This is a genomic window from Desulfosalsimonas sp. (assembly GCF_055149105.1).
Genome location: NZ_JBSRLA010000018.1, coordinates 1 through 19758, shown reverse-complemented (window position 1 = coordinate 19758; position 19758 = coordinate 1). Strand labels below are relative to the sequence as shown.

17 protein-coding genes are annotated in these 19758 nt (G+C 55.4%); 10 read left to right on the top strand and 7 right to left on the bottom strand.

Going from position 1 to position 19758, the window contains the following annotated elements; translation table 11 throughout:
• Positions 1–128 precede the first annotated feature (128 nt).
• Complete coding sequence (gene panP, locus ACTCIA_RS06275; RefSeq protein ID WP_463000948.1) at positions 129–1781, top strand: pyridoxal-dependent aspartate 1-decarboxylase PanP; 1653 nt, start codon at positions 129–131, stop codon at positions 1779–1781.
• Between the two features lie 24 nt (positions 1782–1805).
• Here panP and ACTCIA_RS06270 read toward each other — a convergent pair whose 3' ends face one another.
• Positions 1806–2396, bottom strand: coding sequence for an indolepyruvate oxidoreductase subunit beta (locus ACTCIA_RS06270; RefSeq protein WP_463000947.1), 591 nt, complete (start codon positions 2394–2396; stop codon positions 1806–1808).
• On the bottom strand, positions 2396–4255 hold the full coding sequence (gene iorA / locus ACTCIA_RS06265) for an indolepyruvate ferredoxin oxidoreductase subunit alpha (protein ID WP_463000946.1): 1860 nt from the start codon (positions 4253–4255) through the stop codon (positions 2396–2398). Before iorA ends, ACTCIA_RS06270 begins: the two co-directional genes overlap by 1 nt.
• A 369-nt stretch (positions 4256–4624) precedes the next feature.
• Between iorA and ACTCIA_RS06260 the strand changes: the two genes are divergently transcribed.
• The 9 genes from ACTCIA_RS06260 to ACTCIA_RS06220 all read left to right on the top strand — a co-directional run bounded on the left by ACTCIA_RS06260 (position 4625) and on the right by ACTCIA_RS06220 (position 12802).
• Positions 4625–5293 (top strand): XTP/dITP diphosphatase, encoded by a 669-nt coding sequence (locus tag ACTCIA_RS06260; RefSeq protein ID WP_463000945.1) that lies wholly within the window; start codon positions 4625–4627, stop codon positions 5291–5293.
• A gap of 17 nt (positions 5294–5310) precedes the next feature.
• Positions 5311–6951, top strand: coding sequence for a phosphoenolpyruvate carboxykinase (locus ACTCIA_RS06255; RefSeq protein ID WP_463000944.1), 1641 nt, complete (start codon positions 5311–5313; stop codon positions 6949–6951).
• A 183-nt stretch (positions 6952–7134) separates the two neighbouring features.
• Positions 7135–8892: a DUF6178 family protein gene (locus ACTCIA_RS06250; RefSeq protein WP_463000943.1), complete on the top strand. Its 1758-nt coding sequence runs from the start codon at positions 7135–7137 to the stop codon at positions 8890–8892.
• The gene (locus tag ACTCIA_RS06245) at positions 8889–9983 is read left to right on the top strand and encodes a CNNM domain-containing protein (protein WP_463000942.1); all 1095 of its coding nucleotides are present in this window, start codon (positions 8889–8891) and stop codon (positions 9981–9983) included. Before ACTCIA_RS06250 ends, ACTCIA_RS06245 begins: the two co-directional genes overlap by 4 nt.
• Positions 9984–10092: 109 nt before the next feature.
• Entirely contained in the window at positions 10093–10722 is a 630-nt protein-coding gene (locus ACTCIA_RS06240) for a sodium:calcium antiporter (RefSeq protein WP_463000941.1), read from the top strand.
• Complete coding sequence (locus tag ACTCIA_RS06235; RefSeq protein WP_463000940.1) at positions 10698–11105, top strand: sodium:calcium antiporter; 408 nt, start codon at positions 10698–10700, stop codon at positions 11103–11105. The genes ACTCIA_RS06240 and ACTCIA_RS06235 overlap by 25 nt, the downstream gene beginning before the upstream one ends.
• Before the next feature lie 271 nt (positions 11106–11376).
• Positions 11377–11781, top strand: coding sequence for a (2Fe-2S) ferredoxin domain-containing protein (locus ACTCIA_RS06230; protein ID WP_463000939.1), 405 nt, complete (start codon positions 11377–11379; stop codon positions 11779–11781).
• Positions 11782–11784: 3 nt separating this feature from the next.
• Positions 11785–12261 (top strand): Crp/Fnr family transcriptional regulator, encoded by a 477-nt coding sequence (locus tag ACTCIA_RS06225; RefSeq protein WP_463000938.1) that lies wholly within the window; start codon positions 11785–11787, stop codon positions 12259–12261.
• A gap of 55 nt (positions 12262–12316) precedes the next feature.
• The gene (locus tag ACTCIA_RS06220) at positions 12317–12802 is read left to right on the top strand and encodes a Crp/Fnr family transcriptional regulator (RefSeq protein ID WP_463000937.1); all 486 of its coding nucleotides are present in this window, start codon (positions 12317–12319) and stop codon (positions 12800–12802) included.
• A gap of 10 nt (positions 12803–12812) precedes the next feature.
• Here the strand turns inward: ACTCIA_RS06220 and fdhF are convergent, their stop codons facing one another.
• The 5 genes from fdhF to ACTCIA_RS06195 all read right to left on the bottom strand — a co-directional run bounded on the left by fdhF (position 12813) and on the right by ACTCIA_RS06195 (position 19376).
• On the bottom strand, positions 12813–15581 hold the full coding sequence (fdhF, locus tag ACTCIA_RS06215) for a formate dehydrogenase subunit alpha (protein ID WP_463000936.1): 2769 nt from the start codon (positions 15579–15581) through the stop codon (positions 12813–12815).
• Between the two features lie 136 nt (positions 15582–15717).
• A complete protein-coding gene (locus ACTCIA_RS06210; RefSeq protein ID WP_463000935.1) occupies positions 15718–16335 on the bottom strand; it encodes a hypothetical protein in 618 nt (205 codons plus the stop codon).
• A gap of 15 nt (positions 16336–16350) precedes the next feature.
• Positions 16351–17346, bottom strand: coding sequence for a flotillin-like protein FloA (gene floA, locus ACTCIA_RS06205; RefSeq protein ID WP_181549573.1), 996 nt, complete (start codon positions 17344–17346; stop codon positions 16351–16353).
• A gap of 63 nt (positions 17347–17409) precedes the next feature.
• Positions 17410–17892: an NfeD family protein gene (locus ACTCIA_RS06200; RefSeq protein WP_463000934.1), complete on the bottom strand. Its 483-nt coding sequence runs from the start codon at positions 17890–17892 to the stop codon at positions 17410–17412.
• Positions 17889–19376 carry an NfeD family protein gene (locus ACTCIA_RS06195; RefSeq protein ID WP_463000933.1) on the bottom strand — a complete coding sequence of 496 codons (1488 nt, stop codon included), beginning with the start codon at positions 19374–19376 and terminating at the stop codon, positions 17889–17891. The genes ACTCIA_RS06200 and ACTCIA_RS06195 overlap by 4 nt, the downstream gene beginning before the upstream one ends.
• Between the last annotated feature and the right edge of the window lie 382 nt (positions 19377–19758).

Below are 19758 nucleotides of genomic sequence, written 5' to 3'. Positions count from 1 at the left end.
ACCGGAATTGGGGTTGACCTGTTGTACGGTTGCGGTTATGGTATAAAACTTTTTTAATGGGGTATTTTTTTCAAACAAGACAAACCGGCTGTCAACAGACAGCATAAACCAAAAGTGTTGTTACATCAATGGCTGCAAACGCCCCCCAACCTCCGAAAAAGGACCTGGTCGCTGACTGGCAGCGACTGGCCAGGGTCTTTATCCGTCCTGAAGACGATGATTCCCGGGCCACCTTGATCAAGTACATGGAGCGGATTCTTTTCGGACTCCACGATTTTTTAAAGCGCCATGTGGGCATTACAGAGGCCAAAAGCCTGCGGGATCTTTCACAGAACTACATGCGCACCGATATCAGCGAGGAGCCGGAAAAAAAACTCGCAGATGTTATTGCCTGCCTGATCAATGAAACCGCCCCTCATGCGGTCAACGTGGCATCGCCTTATTTCGTGGGTCACATGACCTCGGCGATTCCGTTTTTCATGGTTCATCTAAAAACCATCGTGGCGGCCTTAAACCAGAACGTGGTCAAACTTGAGACCTCCAAGGTGGTCTCGGTGATTGAAAAACAGGTCATCGCAAAAATCCACCGGTTAATCTATGATTTTGAGGAAGACTTCTACCTGGCCCACGTGCAGAACACGGAAACCACCCTGGGGGTGTTTACCGAAGGGGGAACCACGGCCAATCTCACTGCCCTGTGGGTGGCCAGAAACGCAAAGTTTGCCCCCAAAAACGGATTTTCCGGCATAGAAAACGAGGGGGTGGCCGCAGCCTACCAAGCCTACGGGGTCAACCGTTGCGTGATCCTGGCCTCCCGCCTGGTGCATTATTCCCTCAGAAAATCCGCCGGCATCCTGGGTATTGGCAACAACAACGTCATTCCCGTGGACACGGACAAACACCACAGAATTGATATCAAAGCCCTGGAGCAGACCATTTCACGCATCCGCTCCGAGTCGCCCGAAACCTGCATTCTTGCAGCCGTGGGCATTGCCGGGGCAACCGAGACCGGCACCGTGGACCCCCTGGGACCCATGGCAGACGTGTGCCGGCGCCACAACATTCATTTCCACGTGGATGCCGCCTGGGGCGGGCCCACCCTGCTGTCGGCAAAATACAAGCACCTGCTGGCCGGCATTGAAAAAAGCGATTCCGTGACCATTGACGGGCACAAACAGTTTTACATGCCCATGAGCTGCGGGATGGTTTACTTCCGGGACCCGGAACTGCTCGATGTTATCGAGTACCACGCCAATTACGTCAACCGCCGGGGATCAGTGGACCTGGGCATCAAGTCGCTTTCCGGCTCCAGGGAGGCCAACAGCCTGATTCTGGATTCAGCCCTGAAAATTATGGGGTCCCAGGGCTATGCCCTGCTCATTGACCACGGAATCCAAACCGCTGGGGCATTTGCAGACGAAATTGAAAGCCGGCCGGATTTTGAACTGGTCACCCGCCCGGTATTAAACATCCTCACCTACCGGTACTGCCCGCAAAAAATCCAGCAGGCCATCAAAGACGAAAACCAGGACCGCAGGTGCAGCCTCAACAGCGCAATCAACCGGGTCAACCGGGACCTGCAGCGGCTGCAGCGGGAGGCGGGCTACAGTTTTGTCTCGCGCACCACCCTCCGGGGAGATCCGGCATGCGGTGAAAACCTGGTGGTCCTGCGGGCGGTGATCATGAACCCCATGACCGACATGAAAATTCTCCGGGAGATATTAGACGAGCAGCAAAACATTGCCGCCCGTTTTTGTGCCCCGGACCTGCCGGCGGTATAAAAACGGCTCAGACAGCAGCCGTTTTCAGGTCGTGGCGGCCTTGCGCCCCAGCTCAAAGGCTTTCAGGTTGGTTTCCGCAAACGCCTGCCGGGTCACCGCGCTGATAGCATCTTTGAGGCTCTGCTCGTTTAAGGGAATCAGGTTTGTTGCGCTAAGCGCACCGAGCAGCACCATGTTCACCGAAAGCACGTTTCCGGCCTCCCGGGCCAGGGCGGCGGCATCCAGGGAAATCAGCCGGGCGCACTTGGAGGCGATCAGGCGCTGGATATCATCGAGATCCGGATAAACGCCTTTTCCGATAGCTGCGGTAAAGGGCTGCAGGGCGGCGGTGTTGATGATCACCGTGGTGTCGGCATTGCATTTTTTCAGCGCGCGCAGGGCTTCGGCCGGCTCAAAGCCCACCAGGATATCGGCCTCGCCGTCGGAAATAATGGGGCTTTGCGCATCTCCGAAAACCAGGGCGGATTCCACCACCCCGCCGCGCTGGGCCATACCGTGAATTTCACTCATGCGCACGGGCAGCTGCGAGCGCCGGGCGGCTTCCCCAAGCACACGGGAGGCCAGCAGATTGCCCTGACCGCCCACGGCCACGATGATCAGTCGGGTTACATCCATTATTTTTTCTCCTTGACGGGCACAATGGCATTTTCCGGGCATACCTGGGCGCAGACCGAACAGCCCGTGCATATGGACTCATCAATGCAGACCCGGTCTTCATCCATATAAAAGGCCGGGCATGCCAGGTCATTGATACAATTGCGGTGATTGGCGCATTTCTGCGGATCCACCCGAAAGGGGCGCCCGGTTTGTTTCTTCAGGCTCCGGGCCTGCAAAACGCAGTCCTGCCGGGCAATGACAACCGAGACCCCCTCAAATTCGATGGCTTCTTTGAGAGCGGCCACGCTTTTTTTGACATTATAGGGCCGGATCACGCTGACATGGGGCACGCCGATTCCCTTTACCAGAGACTCAATGGAGACCCGGCCGTAACCCTCCTGGCCAAGGCCGCTCATGTCCACGCCCGGATGGGGCTGATGACCGGTCATGGCCGTGGTGTGGTTATCCAGAATCACCAGGGTCAAGTCATGGTTGTTGAAAACCGCATTGATCAGCCCCGGAATGCCGGAGTGGAAAAACGTGGAATCCCCGATATAGGAGATGACCTTGTCATCGAGCACCTGGGAAAACCCGCATCCCGTTCCCACAGACGAGCCCATGCAGATGAGAAAATCGCCTGCTGACAGCGGGGGCATAAACCCAAGGGTGTAGCAGCCGATATCATTGGGCTTGACCGTGGCCATGCCTTCGGTGGCCTTGTTGACCGCATAAAAGGTGGCCCGGTGTGAGCAGCCCGCACACAGGTTGGGCGGCCGCTGGGGGATTTCCGGCACATCGGAGAGATCCAGGGGCACGGCCGGCTCCAGGGCCACATCAAACCAGGCGGCGATTTTTTCACGCACCATGGCCGGATCATATTCAAACAGCCGGGAAAACAGGTGCGGGGCCTTGCCGCCGATGGGCAGAGTCAGGCCCGCTTCCTGGGCCAGGGCGCGGATGGCCTCTTCCATGTAGGGCTCGCCTTCTTCCACCACAAGGACTTTTTCACACCCCCGAAGAAAGGCCTTTACCTTTTCACCGGGCATGGGATGGGAAAAACCCACGCGGAAAATCCGGGTTTGGTCTTCAATGCCCAGATCCCTGATTGCATCGGCCACGTAATTGTAGCTCACCCCGTTGACCACAATACCCCAGGGGCCTTTTCCATGGATAAAATTGTATTTGGACTCACAGGACAGGGCCTCTGCCTGGTCCAGCCGCTTTAGCAAACGCACGTGCAGGTTGCGCGACACGGCCGGCACGGTAACCAGATGAAACGGATCCTTGACAAAGCTTCCCTTTGTTTTCGGCGGGGTGATCTCACCGAGCACCACCTGCCCGGTGGAATGATTGATCCGGGTGGTGGTGCGCACAATCACCGGCTCCTGGAGGGTTTCGGACAATTCAAATGCATATGGCATAATCTGCCGGGCCTCATCCACGCCGGACGGCTCCAGGATGGGAAGACCCGAGAGCTTGCCGTAATACCGGTTGTCCTGCTCGTTCTGGGAGGAAAACATGTAGGGATCATCTGCGCAAAGAATCACCAGGCCCGCCTTTACCCCCACGTAGGCCAGGGTCATCATGGCATCTGCCGCCACGTTCATGCCCACGTGCTTCATGATGCACATGCTCCGAACCCCTGAATTGGCAGCGGCTGCGGTTACTTCCAGGGCCACTTTCTCATTGGTGCTGTATTCGAAATACAGGTCGCTTTGCTTTGCCATCTGGAAAAAATTGGCCGAGATTTCCGAGGACGGCGTTCCCGGGTATGTGGCGGCAAAGGCCAGACCCGCTTCCACTGCACCCCGGGCGATGGCCTCGTTGCCCAGAAGCATCAGCGTTTCTCCGGCATTGTCCTGCAGCAGCTTGTGCATAAGCCGTGTTCCTTTATTATACTGGGTTTGATTTTTTCACGTTTCGGGTTAACTTTTAGAGAGTTTCTCACGTTGCATGATGTTTTTACAGAAAGGAACCCTGCGGTGGGGGTCAGTTTTTTTGGTTCCAAAAAAAGATCCCGACCTTGAGTTGCCCTGGAGGTCCTATACCATGGAAAAACCCTGTATGAAACATTTTTCGTTGAAAAGCGGGCCGGAAGCAGGCGGCACTATCAAAGGGGTTTACAATCAAAAACAGATCCAGTATAAAAAAGGTTTATTTCCTGACATTTCCAGCCGATAGAATATTTGGAAATCTGACTGGATCATCCTGTTTTACAGTTTTTTGTTACAGACTCTGAGGCGCATATGGACGAGCGAACCACCCTGGTGATTGCCACCCGGAATTCGGGAAAAACCCGTGAAATCCGTGAACTGCTGTCCGGATATCCGGTGACCGTAAAAAATCTCGACGATTTCGGCCCGATTCCGGAAATCGATGAAGACGGTGAGACCTTTGACGAAAACGCCTATAAAAAAGCATCCTTTGCCTCCCGGGTACTGGGACTGCCAACCCTGGCAGACGATTCAGGCCTGTGCGTCAATGCCCTGGGCGGGCAGCCCGGAGTGCACTCGGCCCGGTTTGCCGGCGCTGATGCCACGGACGTGGAAAAATGCCGAAAATTGCTGGAAATGATGGAAAACCAGCAGGACCGGAGCGCGGCATTTGTTTGCGTGATCTCCATTGCCGTGCCTACGGGCGCAGCACTTACCTATGAAGGCCGATGCGAGGGGCAAATCCTCCGGGAGCCGACCGGACAAAACGGCTTTGGCTATGATCCGGTATTTTATTACCCGTCTTTGGGCAAATCCTTTGCCCAGCTGCCGGCTGCGGAGAAAAACCGGGTCAGCCACAGGGGCCGGGCCCTTGCCGAGATTTGCGAGGAAATGGACAAGATACTCAAATGGATCGATCTGCAGATGCCGGTGCCGGAAAAGTTTGCCTGCGGGCCTGCGGATGATTCCACAATCACTTAAACAGGGCAGGTAAATCCATGGCCATTGAAACCTTAAATCAGATGATCGCCACTCATCCCGAGGTTCTGCGCAATTTAAAACGCGCCCAGATTACCCGATATGCCGTAGACCAGCGCGAAGGGCTGGTTTTGCCCTGCGGTGCGCTGTCCACCTGGACCCCGCCTGAATCAACGGGCCGCTCCCCGAAAGACACGGTGATCGTTCGCTACCCGGAACTGGAGGAGCACATTGACTGGACCTCGCCCAACAACCTGTCCATTGACCCGGAAACCTTTCACCGTCTCTGGATTGATGCGCTGACCGTGCTGTGGAAAAAACCACGGGTTTATGTCACCGACCGTGTCATCGGGGCGGATCCCCAGTATGCCATGCCGGTACAGACGGTTACCGATTTTGCCTTAACCAGCCTGTTTACCATGAACATGTTCCGGCCCGTGCCTTCAAAAATCGATAAAAGCCTGTTTGCAGACAAGCCCTTTACCCTGCTGGTCGCCCCTTACGACAAAATCGACACCTCCAGGTATGAAGGCCGGCTCAGAAAACGCGAGGACGGCACCACCTCGGACATGATCATTGCCATGGATTTCAAAAACCGGCTTGGGCTGGTATACGGATCGGCCTACTGCGGCAGCGCCAAAAAGCTCATGTTTACAGCCATGAACTATTACCTGCCCCATGAAAACATTCTGCCCCTGCACTGCTCGGCCAATGAAGACCACCAGGGCAACGTTTCTTTGTTTCTGGGCCTTTCCGGAACCGGCAAAACCACCCTGTCGGCCGACAAAAACCGATCTTTGATCGGCGATGACGAGCACGGGTGGGATGAAAACGGCATCGCCAATTTTGAGCACGGCTGTTATGCAAAGCTCATTGACCTGGAGCCTGAAAAAGAGCCCGAAATCTACAAGGCCGTGTTTTCCCACAGGGAAATCGAGGAAAACGGGGTGATCATTGAAAACTGCATGACATATCCCAACGGCACCGTGGACCAGTTTGACGCCCGCCTGACCCAAAACAGCCGGGTCTCCTACCCGCTGCGGTATTTGAGCAACGTCAAAATCAAGGGCACGGGCCGGCATCCGTCCACCATCATATTTCTGACCGCTGATGCCAACGGGGTGCTGCCCCCCATTTCCCGGCTTAATGCCGAGCAGACCATGCTCTGGTTTCTCATGGGATACACCAGCAAGCTGGCCGGAACGGAAACCGGCATCAAGGAACCCCAGACTACGTTTTCCAGGTTTTTCGGCCAGCCGTTTATGGCCAACAAGCCTTCGTATTACGCCAACCTGCTCGGCGAGAAAATGAAACAGCATCAGACCCGGGTATTTCTGGTCAATACCGGCTGGAGCGGGGGGCCTTACGGAACCGGCACGCGCATTGACATCACCCAGACCCGCGCCATGCTGGATGCGGCCATGGAAGGCCACCTGGACAATGTGTCCTACACGGAAAACAAACGCTTTCACCTGAGCGTGCCCGACTCCTGCCCGGGTGTGGATGCGGAAATCCTGCATCCCGAAAATACCTGGTCTGACAAAAACGCCTTTGAGCAGCGGGCCGAAGCTTTAGCCAGGGAATTTTCAGATTATTTTGACCAGGCCTATTCAGACGCTGACATTGATCCGGGCGTCCGTGCCCAGTGCCCGGGAAAATAAGGCGTCCTGAATTTATTTATACGCAAACAGAATTGATGGTGCCGTAAAAAGTCCTAAAACGGATATCTCCGTCAACCACTAAAGAGACAACTTTTTGATTTTACTTAACACTTAATCACTTAAAACTTAACACTGCCTGTAAAAAAGACTTTTTACAGGCGCATCAGAATTGATTTTTTGAAAATGGCAAGTTCCGAATCCGAAGACACGCAGATCCGCTCCGCCCACCAGCAGCGCATGGCCCGGCTGGCTGCAGACAAGCAGCGCATTTTAATGCAGCCGCCCGAAAAGGCCCTGGATGAACTCCTGGACCACCCCCAGGCCACTGCCCTGGTTCACTCCATGGCAGAAGAGGACATATATTTTCTGGTCCACGAAATCGGGGCGGAAGACGCCATGGAACTGCTGTCCCTGGCTTCCAACCGACAATGGGAATACCTGCTGGACCTGGAAATCTGGAACCGGGACCGCATCAACACCCAGGCCCTGGGCCACTGGATGAGCCTGCTGTCCCGGGCAGATCCGCCGCGTTTCCACCAGTGGACCGCATCAGAGAAATATGACCTGTTGGAATACTATCTCCATGAGGCCCTTGAAATCCGGCTCCCGGAAGAAAACGAAGACCCCGGCGATTATCCGGACGGCTTTTTCACCCATGACGGGGTTTTTTACGTCCGCATCCTGGACGGATTTTTAAACGCCATTGAAGACGAAGACGACCGGGAAGAGCGCCAGCAACTCATCCACCAGCTTCTTCGCCACATTGCAGACGAGGACCTGCAGACCTACCAGGCCACCCTGCTTCGCAGCGTCAACGTCATGGAGGCCGAAAGCCAGGAAGAAGCCCTGCGGTTTCGCAATGTGCGTCTTGCGGAAAAGGGATTTCTGCCGTTTGAAGAAGCCGTTGGCGTATATGCCCCCATGCGGCCGGAATCGGTGCGCAAACGCCCGGCCCGGACACCGGATACGGCATCTGATGCGGACTTCAACCTTCCGGTGCCTGTGCAGCACAGTTCCATGCTCTCAGACAGCGGGATTTTCGGCACGGCGCTCTGGCAAATCAAATCAAGCCAGCTTGTCTACGAGCTTCAGGTGGAATTTGCCGCCCTGTGCAATCAAGTGATCGCAGCAGACCAGCAGCCCGTGCGCCAGCGCGAGGAGCTTGGCCACGTGGTGGAAAAGGTTTCCGCATACCTCGGTCTGGGCCTGCACCGGCTGGCCGGGACCCAAAAACCGCCGGCACCCGGACAAAGCGCAGAGATCTTAAGCAACTACAGCCTGGCAGACATCTTCCGAACCGGTTACGCCCTGGCCGTTGATCTGCGGAACCACGCCCGGAAATGGAAGGCCGATGCCTGGTACGCACATCGCCGGCTGGCCCTGAGTTTCTGGGGAGAGCGGCTTGTGGGTTTTGTGGGCGGACTTCTGCTGACCCGGCCCAAATTTTTTGACAATTACCAAACCGGCCGGATGTACCGGGAATTTGAAACCATGCAGGACATCGCGACGGCCGAAGCCGCCTTAAACGAAATCACGGCCTTTGACCACCTGCTGTCGTGCATGGACATCAATACCCATTATCTGCCAAAGCGGTATTTTATCACCCATGAAAACCTGCTGCTGACCCTGTGGGCAAAAGACCGCCTGGGCCTGGCCCGGATTCCGCTGCCGATTCCGGTCAATGCGTTTCAGCCCTTTTTCAGTGAGCTTTGGGAACAAGGCACAAAAACACCCGGGATCCGGGATTCGGCCAAATCCGATTTTCTCCAATGGCTTTCAGCCCAAAGCGGGATTTCCATCCATGACATATCTGTTCGCATGGAGGAGGCCCTGGAAAACCTGTTTTCCAGGATTGCCGAAGAATACGGCCATGTTCCGGCAGCGGACCTGGATCCACGATTTGTCCATCTGTTTATCCTCGAGAAAACTGAAAATCAATGACGCTTCTGTTCATTTACCTGTCTATCGCCCTGGGGGTCTCATTTCTGTGCTCCATCATGGAATCGGTCCTCCTGTCGATCACCCCTAGCTTTACCGCAGCCTTCGAAGAGGTTCATCCCAAAACCGGCAAACTGCTGCGCACACTGAAAACCGATATTGACCGCCCCCTGGCCGCCATTTTAAGCCTAAACACCATCGCCCATACAGTGGGTGCCGCCGGTGTGGGCGCCCAGGCCGTGGAAGTGTTCGGCAGCCAATACGTGGGCGCCACATCCGCGGTGCTCACCTTTTTGATTCTGGTTTTATCCGAGATCATTCCCAAGACCATCGGCGCGCTTTTCTGGCGGAGCCTGACCCGGCCCACGGTGCTTTTGCTCCGCAGCCTCATCATTGTCCTGTATCCACTGGTGCAAATGTCACAGGTAATTACCTACCTGTTTTCCAGGGGCAAAAAAATCACGCCGGTGACCCGGGATGAAATCCGGGCCCTGGCGGATCTGGGGTTTGAAGAAGGCCTGTTTCTGGAAAAGGAATCCCGGATTCTCAAAAACCTGATGCGCCTGAGTTCCATCCGGGCCGCTGATATCATGACCCCTCGCAAGGTGATGTTTTCCCTGCCCGAAAACATGCGCATAGAGGAAGTCTACAAGGTATATCCCAGCATTCATGTTTCCCGGATTCCCCTGTATGAACCGGACAACAAATCCATTGCCCGATACATTTTAAAAGACGATCTGCTGCTGGCCCTGGCCACCGGGGATGCCACCCGGACAGTATCCGAGCTGGGCCGGGACATGCTGGCCGTACCTGAAACAGTCAACCTGTTTCGCCTGTTTGAACAGCTTCTGGACCGGCGGGAGCATATTGCCCTGGTGGTGGATGAATACGGCGGCATTGCCGGACTGGTGTCCATGGAAGACATCCTGGAGACCCTTCTGGGCACGGAAATCATTGATGAAACCGACACCATTCCCAACATGCGCAAGTGGGCCAGAAAGCAATGGTATGAAAGAGCCCGGTCCCAAGGCCTGATTGCCGCAGAAGATGACCAGAGCATAGAAACGGAAAGATCCCTTCCGGAAAGTTCATAAAAATGGAGAAAACCCGGGCCTGTATGGGACAGCAGATATTCAGCAGCAATTTCAAAGACGAGTTCCGGCGGTATGAAAAATATATTGCCGGGTGCGGAAAACACTTCTAATGGTTGTTATTGTCTGCATTTTCGTAATCCTTGCCGCAACCGCGGCTGTATGGCACGGCAGTTTTCTGCTGGAAAAGGCCGCCGGCCGTCTGGCCGCCCATTACCATTTGCCGGCCGTGGTCCAGGGATCGATTATCATGGCCGTGGGCTCCAGTTTTCCCGAACTTTCCAGCACAGTAATCGCCACTTTGGTCCACGGCAAGTTCGAACTTGGCGTGGCTGCGGTGGTGGGATCGGCGGTGTTTAACATCCTTGTCATTCCCGGAGTTTCCGGGCTTGTGGGCAAGGGACTGGAAGCAGACCGGGAAATGATTTACAAGGAAGGGCTGTTTTACATGATCAGCGTGGCCGTGCTCATGTTAAGCTTTGCCCTGGCCCTGATCTATTATCCGGTGGCCGGCAGCCAGTGGGAAGGAAGCATCACCCGCCCCCTCGCCCTTCTGCCCGTGGGATTTTACGGGCTCTACATTTTCCTTCAGCACCAGGATACGATGGAATACCGGATACAGCAGCGGGAAAACGGCCTTCATGCCCAAAAGATCCAGGGCGGGCGGGCAGACTTTGGCTGCGCCTGTTGCTGGGCCTGGCTTTTATCGGAGTCGGCGTGGAAGGACTGGTGCGATCGGTGATCATCCTGGGAGATGTTTTCAACACCCCGCACTTTTTCTGGGGGCTGAGCGTGATTGCCGCTGCCACAAGTCTTCCGGATGCCTTTGTCAGCATCCAGGCCGCCCGCCGGAAAGACGGTGTCGTGAGCATGGCCAATGTGTTGGGCAGCAACACCTTTGACCTGTTAATCGCCATTCCCGGCGGCGTGCTCATTGCCGGCACCTGCATCATTGACTTTTCCGTGGCCGCCCCGGCCATGGGGCTTCTGGCCGTGGCCACCATTGCCCTGTTTGTCATGCTGCGCACCCATCTGCGCCTTACCCGGTTTGAATGCATTCTCCTGCTGGCTCTGTATGCCGGATTTCTTGGCTGGATGGGGGTTGACGCGTTTTTTTACGCATAACCAACACCGTGGATCTGTTTGACATCCCGGGGATTTTATTCTATTTTAATTTAGTTGAGAATAAAATGAGTTAACAAAAAGCCTGTGCGTTGTTTTAATGGCACCGTAAAAACTCTGATTTCAGATGGTGCCGTAAAAGTTTAAGATCAAGGCTTGCGTAATTTCCAAGAATGCAGCGTACTTATCCGTACGTGAAATTCTGAGAAATTGCGCGTAACGCAGATATTGAACTTTTTACGGCGCCATCATACATTACCGGGAGAAACAGCCAATGGCCAAGATTACCATCGAGGACTTACAACGGATCAAGGAAAAGACCCTGCATGAAACCGCACTGCGCCATCAGCAGCCCAATGTCCGGGTCACGGTTCACATGGGAGACTGCGGAATTGCCGCCGGCGCCAGGCAGGTAATGAATGCCGTGATCGAAGAACTGGGCAAAAGCGGTCGCCATGATATTCATGTGCTGGCCTCTGATTGTCTGGGCGTGTGCGAGACCGAACCCAACGTTACAGTGGCGGTGGCCGGACAGAGTCCGGTGGTATATCAGAAAATGAATGCCGAAAAGGTCCGGCAGGTATTTGAGCGCCATGTTTTAAACAACGAGGTGTTAACCGACCATACGGTGGAAGTGCCGGAGCCGGACAACAGCACGCAGACCAGCAAGGAGGCATGATAAATGGCAGACCAGATTCAAGACGTTTTGCGGCAGACCGAGGCGTTTTCCGACATAGAGAATGAAGAGCTGAAAAAAATTGCCGGTTTCAGCGGCATTGCCGGATTTGAAAAGGGCGCGCGCCTGTTTAAGGAAGGCGAAGCCGCCGCCCACTTATGGGCCATTGCCGGCGGGCAGGTGGATCTTCGCTTTGAAATGCCGGCCCGGGAAACCACACAGATCCAAACCATCTCCACGCTTTCATCTCACGGCATCATCGGGTGGTCCAGCCTGTTGCCGCCTTATAAATACAAGCTGTCTGCATACTGCTCCTCTCAATCCTGCGAAGTGGTAAAAATCAGCGGTGAGCAATTGCTGGCTTTTTTAAAGGACAATCCTGAAACCGGATACAGGGTTCTAAGGGCCATGATCCAGGTTGTGGGCACCCGGTTTGAACACCTGCAGGCAACAGCTGATGCCGCACCCCTGAGCAATTCATAAAATTTGCGCACGCGGCCTTGTTTGACGCAAAAACCCAGACCAAGGGAGAAAAATAATGACCAGTCTTGATTTCATGGACCAGGTGGAAATGTTTACAGGCTTAACAGACCAGCAGCTGGAAGCCCTACAAAATACAGCCGAAGTGGTGGAATACAGAAAATCCGATCCCATCTTCAAGCATGGAGAGGCGGCCAAAAACCTCTGGATTGTGCTGGAAGGCGAAATCCAGCTGATCTGCGAGTCAGAGCAGTCCAGACAAAAGGATGTGTGCGAGCCTTTGACATTTATTTCCTCGGCCCAGACCTATGGATGGCACTGCTTTGTCCCGCCCTTTGAGTACCGCCTGTCCGGATACTGTGCATCCCGGCACTGCCGGCTCATCCGGCTGAAAAAAGAGGATCTGGAACAGCTGTTTAAAAAATACCCGGAAATCGGCTATTCTGTGATGAACTACACCCTCCGGGCCATCGGCACCCAGTTCCAGGAACTTCAGGATGAACTGGCCCGGCGGCAGGGCCAGGAAATCATGAGCAACTGGTAAATCAAAGAGTTCATGCCGCCCGGGACAGCCTGACCGCACAGACCTTGTATTCCGGGATTTTGGAGACCGGATCCAGGGCGGAATTGGTCAGCCGGTTGGCTGCCGCCTCTGCATAATGAAACGGGATAAACACGGTTCCGTCCACAGCCTTTGGCGATACGGTCATTTTTGCCACGATCTCACCGCGTCTGGAAGCAATGCGGATCTTGTCCCCGTCTTCCAGACCGTATTTATCGGCATCCGCAGGCGAGATTTCCACAAAGCTCTCCGGCGCCCGCTCGTTTAAGCCATCGGTTTTCCGGGTCATGCTGCCGGTATGATACTGGTACAGAACCCGGCCGGTGGTCAGGTACAGGGGATATTCCTCGTCCACCTGCTCAGCCGGCGGGATATAGTCAATGGCATGCAATACCCCCTTGCCGACGGGAAAGGACTGGGTGTGCAAAATCGGCGTTCCCGGGTGATCCGGGCTGGGACACGGCCAGTGAATCCCTTCATGTTCGATGCGCGCATAACTGAGACCGGCATAGGAAGGCGTCACCAAAGCCATTTCATCAAAAATTTCCCCGGCATTCTCATAATCCATGGCATAGCCCATGCGCTTGGATATGGCCGCGATTATCCACCAATCCTCCCGGGCCTCCCCAGGGGGATTGACCGCCTTGCGCACCCGCTGAACCCGGCGTTCGGTGTTGGAAAACGTACCGTCTTTTTCCGCAAAGCAGGTGGCCGGCAGCACCACGTGGGCTTTCTGCGCGGTTTCGGTCATGAAAATGTCCTGCACTACCATTAAATCCAGATGATCCAGACTTTCCTCGGCGTGATTGAGATCCGGATCCGATACCAGCGGGTTTTCGCCGATGATATAAAGATTCTTTAACTCTCCGGAATGGGCTTTGGGAATCATTTCCGTCACCGGCAACCCGGCCTTGTCTGACATGCCGGAGACCCCCCATGCTTTTTCCATTTTGGAGACATTGTCGGCCACTGTCACGGGCTGGTAGGCGGAAAACACGTTTGGCAGCCCGCCCATGTCACAGGCGCCCTGGACATTGTTCTGGCCCCGCAGGGGATTGACCCCGGTGCCGGGCCGGCCCAGATTGCCGGTGATCATGGCCAGGTTGGCCAAAGATTTCACATTGTCGGTGCCCGAGATGTGCTGGGTAATGCCCATGCAATAGACGATGGCCGCGTTCTTTGCGCCGGCATACAGGCGGGCGGCCTCAATAATCTGATGGGCGGGAATGCCAGTTATCTCAGAGACATATTCAGGGGTGAATTTGGCAACCGCCTCTTTTAGAGCATCAAAGCCCTGGGTGCGGTTTTCCACAAACTCCTTGTCATAAAGGTCTTCCTTTATAATCACGTGGATCAGGCCGTTGATCCATGCCACGTCCGTGCCCAGGTTGGGCCGGAGCCACTTGTCGGTAAACTCGGCAATCTTGATCCTGCGGGGATCCACAAGGATCAGCTTTGTATCCTTAAAGGATACGGCCCGCTTGACAAAGGAGGAAATCACCGGATGATTTTCCGTGGTATTGGAACCTGTGATCAAAATGACATCGGCTTGTTCAACGTCTGCGATGGTGTTTGTCATTGCCCCGCTTCCGAATGCTGCGGCCAGACCGGCCACGGTGGAGCTGTGTCAGAGACGGGCGCAATGGTCGATGTTATTGGTTTTCAGCACCGCCCGGGTAAATTTCTGGGCAATGTAGTTGTCCTCGTTTGTGATCCGCGCCGAAGTCAGCACCCCGATACTGTCGGGCCCGTGGGTGTCCCGGGTTTCGGTGAACCGCCGGGCCACAAGGTCCAGGGCCTCGTCCCAGGTGGCTTTGCGGAACTCTCCGTTTTCCTTGATCATGGGGCTTGTGATCCGCTCCGGTGAATCAATGAACTTGTATCCAAACCGGCCCTTGACGCAGAGGCTGCCGTAATTGGGCGCCACATCCGCGGCGCCGGTGACCTTGAGTACGGCATTGTCCTTGACATGCAAATCCATCTGACAGCCCACACCGCAGTAACTGCAGGTGGTGCGCACCTTTTGCGCCTCCCAGGGCCGCCACCGGTACCTGGCCTCCTTTTCCACCAGGGCGCCCACCGGGCATGCCTGGACGCATTCCCCGCAAAAAACGCAGTCCGAGTCCTTCAGGGGCTGGTCGCCGGCGGCCACGATTTTGCCGTCTTTGCCGCGATATCCAAAGCTGATGGCGCGGTTGACCTGGACTTCGTTGCAGGCCTGCACGCACCGGCCGCACAGGATGCAGCGGGAAAAGTCGCGCACGATAAACGGGTTGACCGTTTCCATGGGATACGGGGTTTGCGTGGCGGAAAAAGCATCCCCGGAAACCTGGTACCTGTAGGCCAGATCCTGAAGCTGACAGTCGCCCCAGACAGGGCAAAGCCGGTTGCTGTGATCATAGTCCTGCACCTGGAGCTGAAAATCGGCGAAACTGCCGGATGCGTCCACCTTGCGCACGGCGCAGTTGTGGTTGCCCGAAGCCAGCAGCAGCTCGATTGTTTTCTTGCGCGACTTCACCACATCGGGCGACTCGGAGTGGATCACCATGCCGGCCTGTGCCGGTGTGCAGCATGCCGGCAGCAGGTTGCGGGCCTTTTCCACTTCCACCACGCAGATCCGGCACGCCCCGGTGGGCGTGGCTCCCTTGAGATGGCACAATGTGGGGATATCAATGCTGTTTTTCCGGGCCACATCCAAAATCGTTTCCCCGGGTTCAAAGGAAAACCGGTTTCCATTAATGGTCACTTGATTTTCTGTCATGGCTCAATCTCTGCAACTTTTTGGATTTTCATATTTTTGCGCCCAATGGCGCACAAACGAATCTTAAAAGTCTTAAAAATATATTAGATAGCCGATTTTGCAACACCTTTCAAGAAAGAAACTCAGGATCCCGGAGCTACAACCATATTTCCCGTTCCGGATCCCGCAGGGACATGGGCGGACCCAGGACTTCATACCAGATCACGGCCCGGCGCAGCTCATGCCTTGAAAACTGATGCGACCGAAGGGGTTTTAATTCCTTTTTTCCCATTTGCTCGAGTGCCGGCGCCGGCGGCCTTCTTGTTGTTTCCCCGATGCGCGCCTCCGGGGTCCATCCCTGCCGGCTGCGCGATTCAATCAGGGTTTGTCCCCGTTCCGGCCGGGGACTTTGCCGGGGGGCGGCGGGCTGTTTTTCCCCCCGGGCCTCGGATGATTTCTTTAAATCCGGTTTGTCCGCCCCGGGCCCGGTACGGACCAGGTCCTCCCACCCGGTGCCGCGGCCCGGCTGCCGGGCGGGCTCCGGGGTCTTTTTTCCCTGCTGCTCAACAACCTCCTGCCGGAGTTCGGCCAGCAAATCCCGGATATTGCGCTTCCACCCGGCCGATGCCTTGTCCTCAGGCGCAGCTTTCGGCTCTGCTTCACCTGGGGTTTGTTCCGGCGGGGCAGAAGCGCCTTTATCAAACTTTTTTTTGGCCTTGACAATATTGGTGATGATAATGAAAGCCACCACCAGAAAAAATATCAGGGGTTCCATGGGTATCGGCCTTTTTTATTCCTCGGTTTCCGTTTCCTGGCCGCTGCCGTCGTCTTCTTTTCCGCCGATGCTGTCGCGCATCTGGGTGTCGGCCTGGATGTTTTTAAACCGGTAATAGTCCATGATTCCAATGTTGCCGGCGCGCAGGGCCTCTGCCATGGCAATGGGCACCTGGGCCTCGTTTTCCACCACCTTGGCGCGCATCTCCTGGACCTTGGCCTTCATTTCCTGCTCTGCGGCATAAGCCATGGCCCGGCGCTCTTCAGCCTTGGCCTGGGCGATCTTCTTGTCTGCCTCGGCCCGGTCGGTTTCCAGCTCTGCACCGATGTTTTTGCCCACGTCCACGTCCGCGATATCAATGGAGAGGATCTCATAGGCAGTACCCGCGTCCAGCCCCTTTTCCAGAACGCGCTTGGAAATGGAGTCCGGATTTTCCAGAACGTTTTTATGACTGTCCGAGGATCCGATAGTGGTGACAATGCCTTCGCCCACCCGGGCCAGGATGGTTTCCTCTCCGGCGCCGCCCACCAGCCGGTCAATATTGGCCCGCACCGTCACCCTGGAGATGGCTTTCAGCTGGATGCCGTCCTTGGCCATGGCCGCCACCATTGGCGTTTCAATCACCTTGGGATTCACACTCATCTGAACGGCTTCCAGCACGTTTCGACCCGCCAGGTCAATGGCGGCCGCCCGGTTGAATTTCAGGTCAATGTTGGCTTTGTCTGCGGCGATCAGGGCCTGGATGACGCGCATGACATCACCGCCGGCCAGAAAATGCGATTCCAGGTCGTTTGTGGACACCTCCAGCCCGGCCTTGACCGCCATGATCTTGCCATTGACGATAAGCTTTGGCGAAATCTTGCGAAGCCGCATGAAAATGATGTTGAAAAGCCCGATGCTCGCACCGGAAACCAGGGCCTGGACCCACAGGGAAATGGCCGATCCGATAAAGTAGAGCAAAACAATTAAGGCAATGACAAGAATAACGAGAATGATAAATTCGACCGGCATAAATCCTCCTTCAGAAGGTTGCTGTTGTTCAGGGCCGGCCGGCACAAAACCCCGGACCCTGAACTATTGATCTTTTCGGACCACGATGCGGCTGCCTTCCACGGCAATGACCGTCACAGCCGATCCCTTTTCAATATAGTCGCCCCGCGTGACCACATCCACACGCTTTCCGTCAATGACAGCCGTTCCCGCAGGACGCAGATCGGTTGCCGCCTTGCCCTGCCGGCCCACGTAATCCTCGCCTTTTTCCTGATCATAAGAAGAAAATCCGCTTTTGCTCGAAAGGCTGGTTTTCAAAGCCAGGGGGGAGCGGGCCAGCAGCTTGAGCCCGGCAATGAGCACCACGGGTATTAAAATGATGTCGGCCAGCACAAACACCATGCCCGCAAACACGGACACGGCAGTAAACACAAAATAGAGGGAATAGCCGAAGCATCCCAGGGCCACGATGGTGAGAAGCCCGCCGGAAGGCAGCATGACTTCGGCCAGAAGCACGGCAATGCCGGCAACCTGCAGGAGCACCGGAACAATGTAGGGCTGGATCATGCCGGGTCCTTTCTGTCCACGATAATCCGGTTGCCCCGGATATCAATGACTTTTATCAGGGTCCCCTTTTCCAGAAACTGATTTTCCGTGATCACGTCCACCCTTTCATCATTGATTTCCGCCTTGCCCGAAGGCCGCAGATAGGTCAGGGCCACACCGGTGTCACCCGGATGCACCATCTGGGTGTCTTTGGCATCTGCATGGGCATCTTTCAAGGATGCGGCCAGGTAAGGCCCTTCCCGGCTGGAGGGGATTTTCGGCATCACATAGCGTATAAAAACAAGTCCTGCAACCATGGCCACAAGATAGGCACCCAGCACCCGCACCCCGTTTTCAATGAGAAGCTCCTTCTGCCAGGGAAGGGAAGGGTCGGGCACCACAAAATCCTGCATGGCCAGCACCATGCCGATGACGATAAAAACAATCCCGGCAAATCCGGCCATACCGAATCCTGGCAGCACAAACATCTCAACGCCCATCAGGATCAGCCCGGCCAGCAAAAGGAAAAATTCCGTGTAATGGGCCAGTCCCACAAGGTACTGGCTCAAAAACACCAGCGCCAAACAGAAAACCCCCACAGCCCCGGGCACGCCAAAGCCAGGGGACTTGATTTCAATATAAAGCCCGGCCAGCCCGATCATCATCAGAATCGGGGCAATACCGTCGATAAGGCGCACCAGAGCCTCGGACCAGGTCTGCTCGATGCGGGTGAGCTCGTATACGGACATATCCAGATTGTTGAGCAGGGCATCGATGGAATCCACGGTCATCATGGACAGGCCGTAGGAAAGGGCCTCGGCATCGTGGAAAGTCAGCAGTTCGCCGGCTTCCACTATGGTTTTTTTCGATGTCACGGCCTTTTTTTCGCTTTCGCTCAGTTCCTCAAACTGCTGCGCATCCATGTAAACAGTGGTGCCGTCGGTCATGGTGACTTCCAGGACGTGCTTTTCCTTGGTGACCATGGCCTCGACCAGGGCCGCGGGATAGCCGTTTCTTTCTGCCAAAGCGCGAAACTTGGCCCGGATGGGGGATTGAAATTTCTCACCCAGTTCCCTGGGCCCTTCGCTGGACTGCATGATCGGGGCCACATCCCCGAGGGTGCTGCCCGGGGCCATGGCCAGATCCCCGCAGGCAAGGGCAATCAACGCGCCGGCGGATATGGCCTTGGGCGAAACATAGGCAATGGTCTGATCCCCGGGGATTTTGAGAAGCGTATCAACAATTTCCAGGGCTGAATCCACCCGGCCGCCAAAAGTGTTGATTTCAAAAACAGCCAGGGCTTCCGGATTTTGGGAGACTTGCTGGCGGGCCCGTTCCACGAAAGCCGCCATGCCCGGATCCACGGTGCCGGAAATCGGAATCACAAAAACCTGCCGGCCGGCTTCATTCCGGGCGTCCGGCCGGGCCGCAAGCCATGCAGAGCCGATTAGCACAAGACACAAAAAAACAACAATTCGCGGCCGAAAAACCGGGTTGCGGTGCATGATCGTTTCCGAATTCACCAAAAAGTAACCAAAAGGATAATCAATAGATAAAATTTTTAATTTTCTTCAAATTATACTGCCGGGCCCTTCGGTGTCAAGCCGAAACGCCGGGATGGCCGGTTTCGCAAAATCCCGGCCCCGACACTCAGAAAAATCCGGGTTTCCAATTTTGTATTGGCACCAATGTTTTGTGTATGGTACAGTGTTTACAGTTATTCGGCTTTGTTCAAAGCTGATGCACCGCCAAACCAAGGGTTGATGGCATCGTAAAAAGTCTGACTTTAGATGGTGCCGTAAAAAGTTCAAGATCAAGGCTTGCGCAATTTCGAAGAATGCAGCGTACTTATCCGTACGTGAAATTCTGAGAAATTGCGCGTAACGC

What these genes read in the sequence shown, in the direction of transcription:
- ACTCIA_RS06250 (WP_463000943.1), top strand. Translation starts at nt 7,135, where the DNA reads ATGGCAAGTTCCGAATCCGAAGACACGCAGATCCGCTCCGCCCACCAG.
- ACTCIA_RS06260 (WP_463000945.1), top strand. Translation starts at nt 4,625, where the DNA reads ATGGACGAGCGAACCACCCTGGTGATTGCCACCCGGAATTCGGGAAAA.
- ACTCIA_RS06230 (WP_463000939.1), top strand. Translation starts at nt 11,377, where the DNA reads ATGGCCAAGATTACCATCGAGGACTTACAACGGATCAAGGAAAAGACC.
- ACTCIA_RS06245 (WP_463000942.1), top strand. Translation starts at nt 8,889, where the DNA reads ATGACGCTTCTGTTCATTTACCTGTCTATCGCCCTGGGGGTCTCATTT.
- panP (WP_463000948.1), top strand. Translation starts at nt 129, where the DNA reads ATGGCTGCAAACGCCCCCCAACCTCCGAAAAAGGACCTGGTCGCTGAC.
- floA (WP_181549573.1), bottom strand. Translation starts at nt 17,346, where the DNA reads ATGCCGGTCGAATTTATCATTCTCGTTATTCTTGTCATTGCCTTAATT.
- ACTCIA_RS06210 (WP_463000935.1), bottom strand. Translation starts at nt 16,335, where the DNA reads ATGGAACCCCTGATATTTTTTCTGGTGGTGGCTTTCATTATCATCACC.
- ACTCIA_RS06200 (WP_463000934.1), bottom strand. Translation starts at nt 17,892, where the DNA reads ATGATCCAGCCCTACATTGTTCCGGTGCTCCTGCAGGTTGCCGGCATT.
- ACTCIA_RS06225 (WP_463000938.1), top strand. Translation starts at nt 11,785, where the DNA reads ATGGCAGACCAGATTCAAGACGTTTTGCGGCAGACCGAGGCGTTTTCC.
- ACTCIA_RS06195 (WP_463000933.1), bottom strand. Translation starts at nt 19,376, where the DNA reads ATGCACCGCAACCCGGTTTTTCGGCCGCGAATTGTTGTTTTTTTGTGT.
- iorA (WP_463000946.1), bottom strand. Translation starts at nt 4,255, where the DNA reads ATGCACAAGCTGCTGCAGGACAATGCCGGAGAAACGCTGATGCTTCTG.
- ACTCIA_RS06240 (WP_463000941.1), top strand. Translation starts at nt 10,093, where the DNA reads ATGGTTGTTATTGTCTGCATTTTCGTAATCCTTGCCGCAACCGCGGCT.
- ACTCIA_RS06220 (WP_463000937.1), top strand. Translation starts at nt 12,317, where the DNA reads ATGACCAGTCTTGATTTCATGGACCAGGTGGAAATGTTTACAGGCTTA.
- ACTCIA_RS06270 (WP_463000947.1), bottom strand. Translation starts at nt 2,396, where the DNA reads ATGGATGTAACCCGACTGATCATCGTGGCCGTGGGCGGTCAGGGCAAT.
- ACTCIA_RS06255 (WP_463000944.1), top strand. Translation starts at nt 5,311, where the DNA reads ATGGCCATTGAAACCTTAAATCAGATGATCGCCACTCATCCCGAGGTT.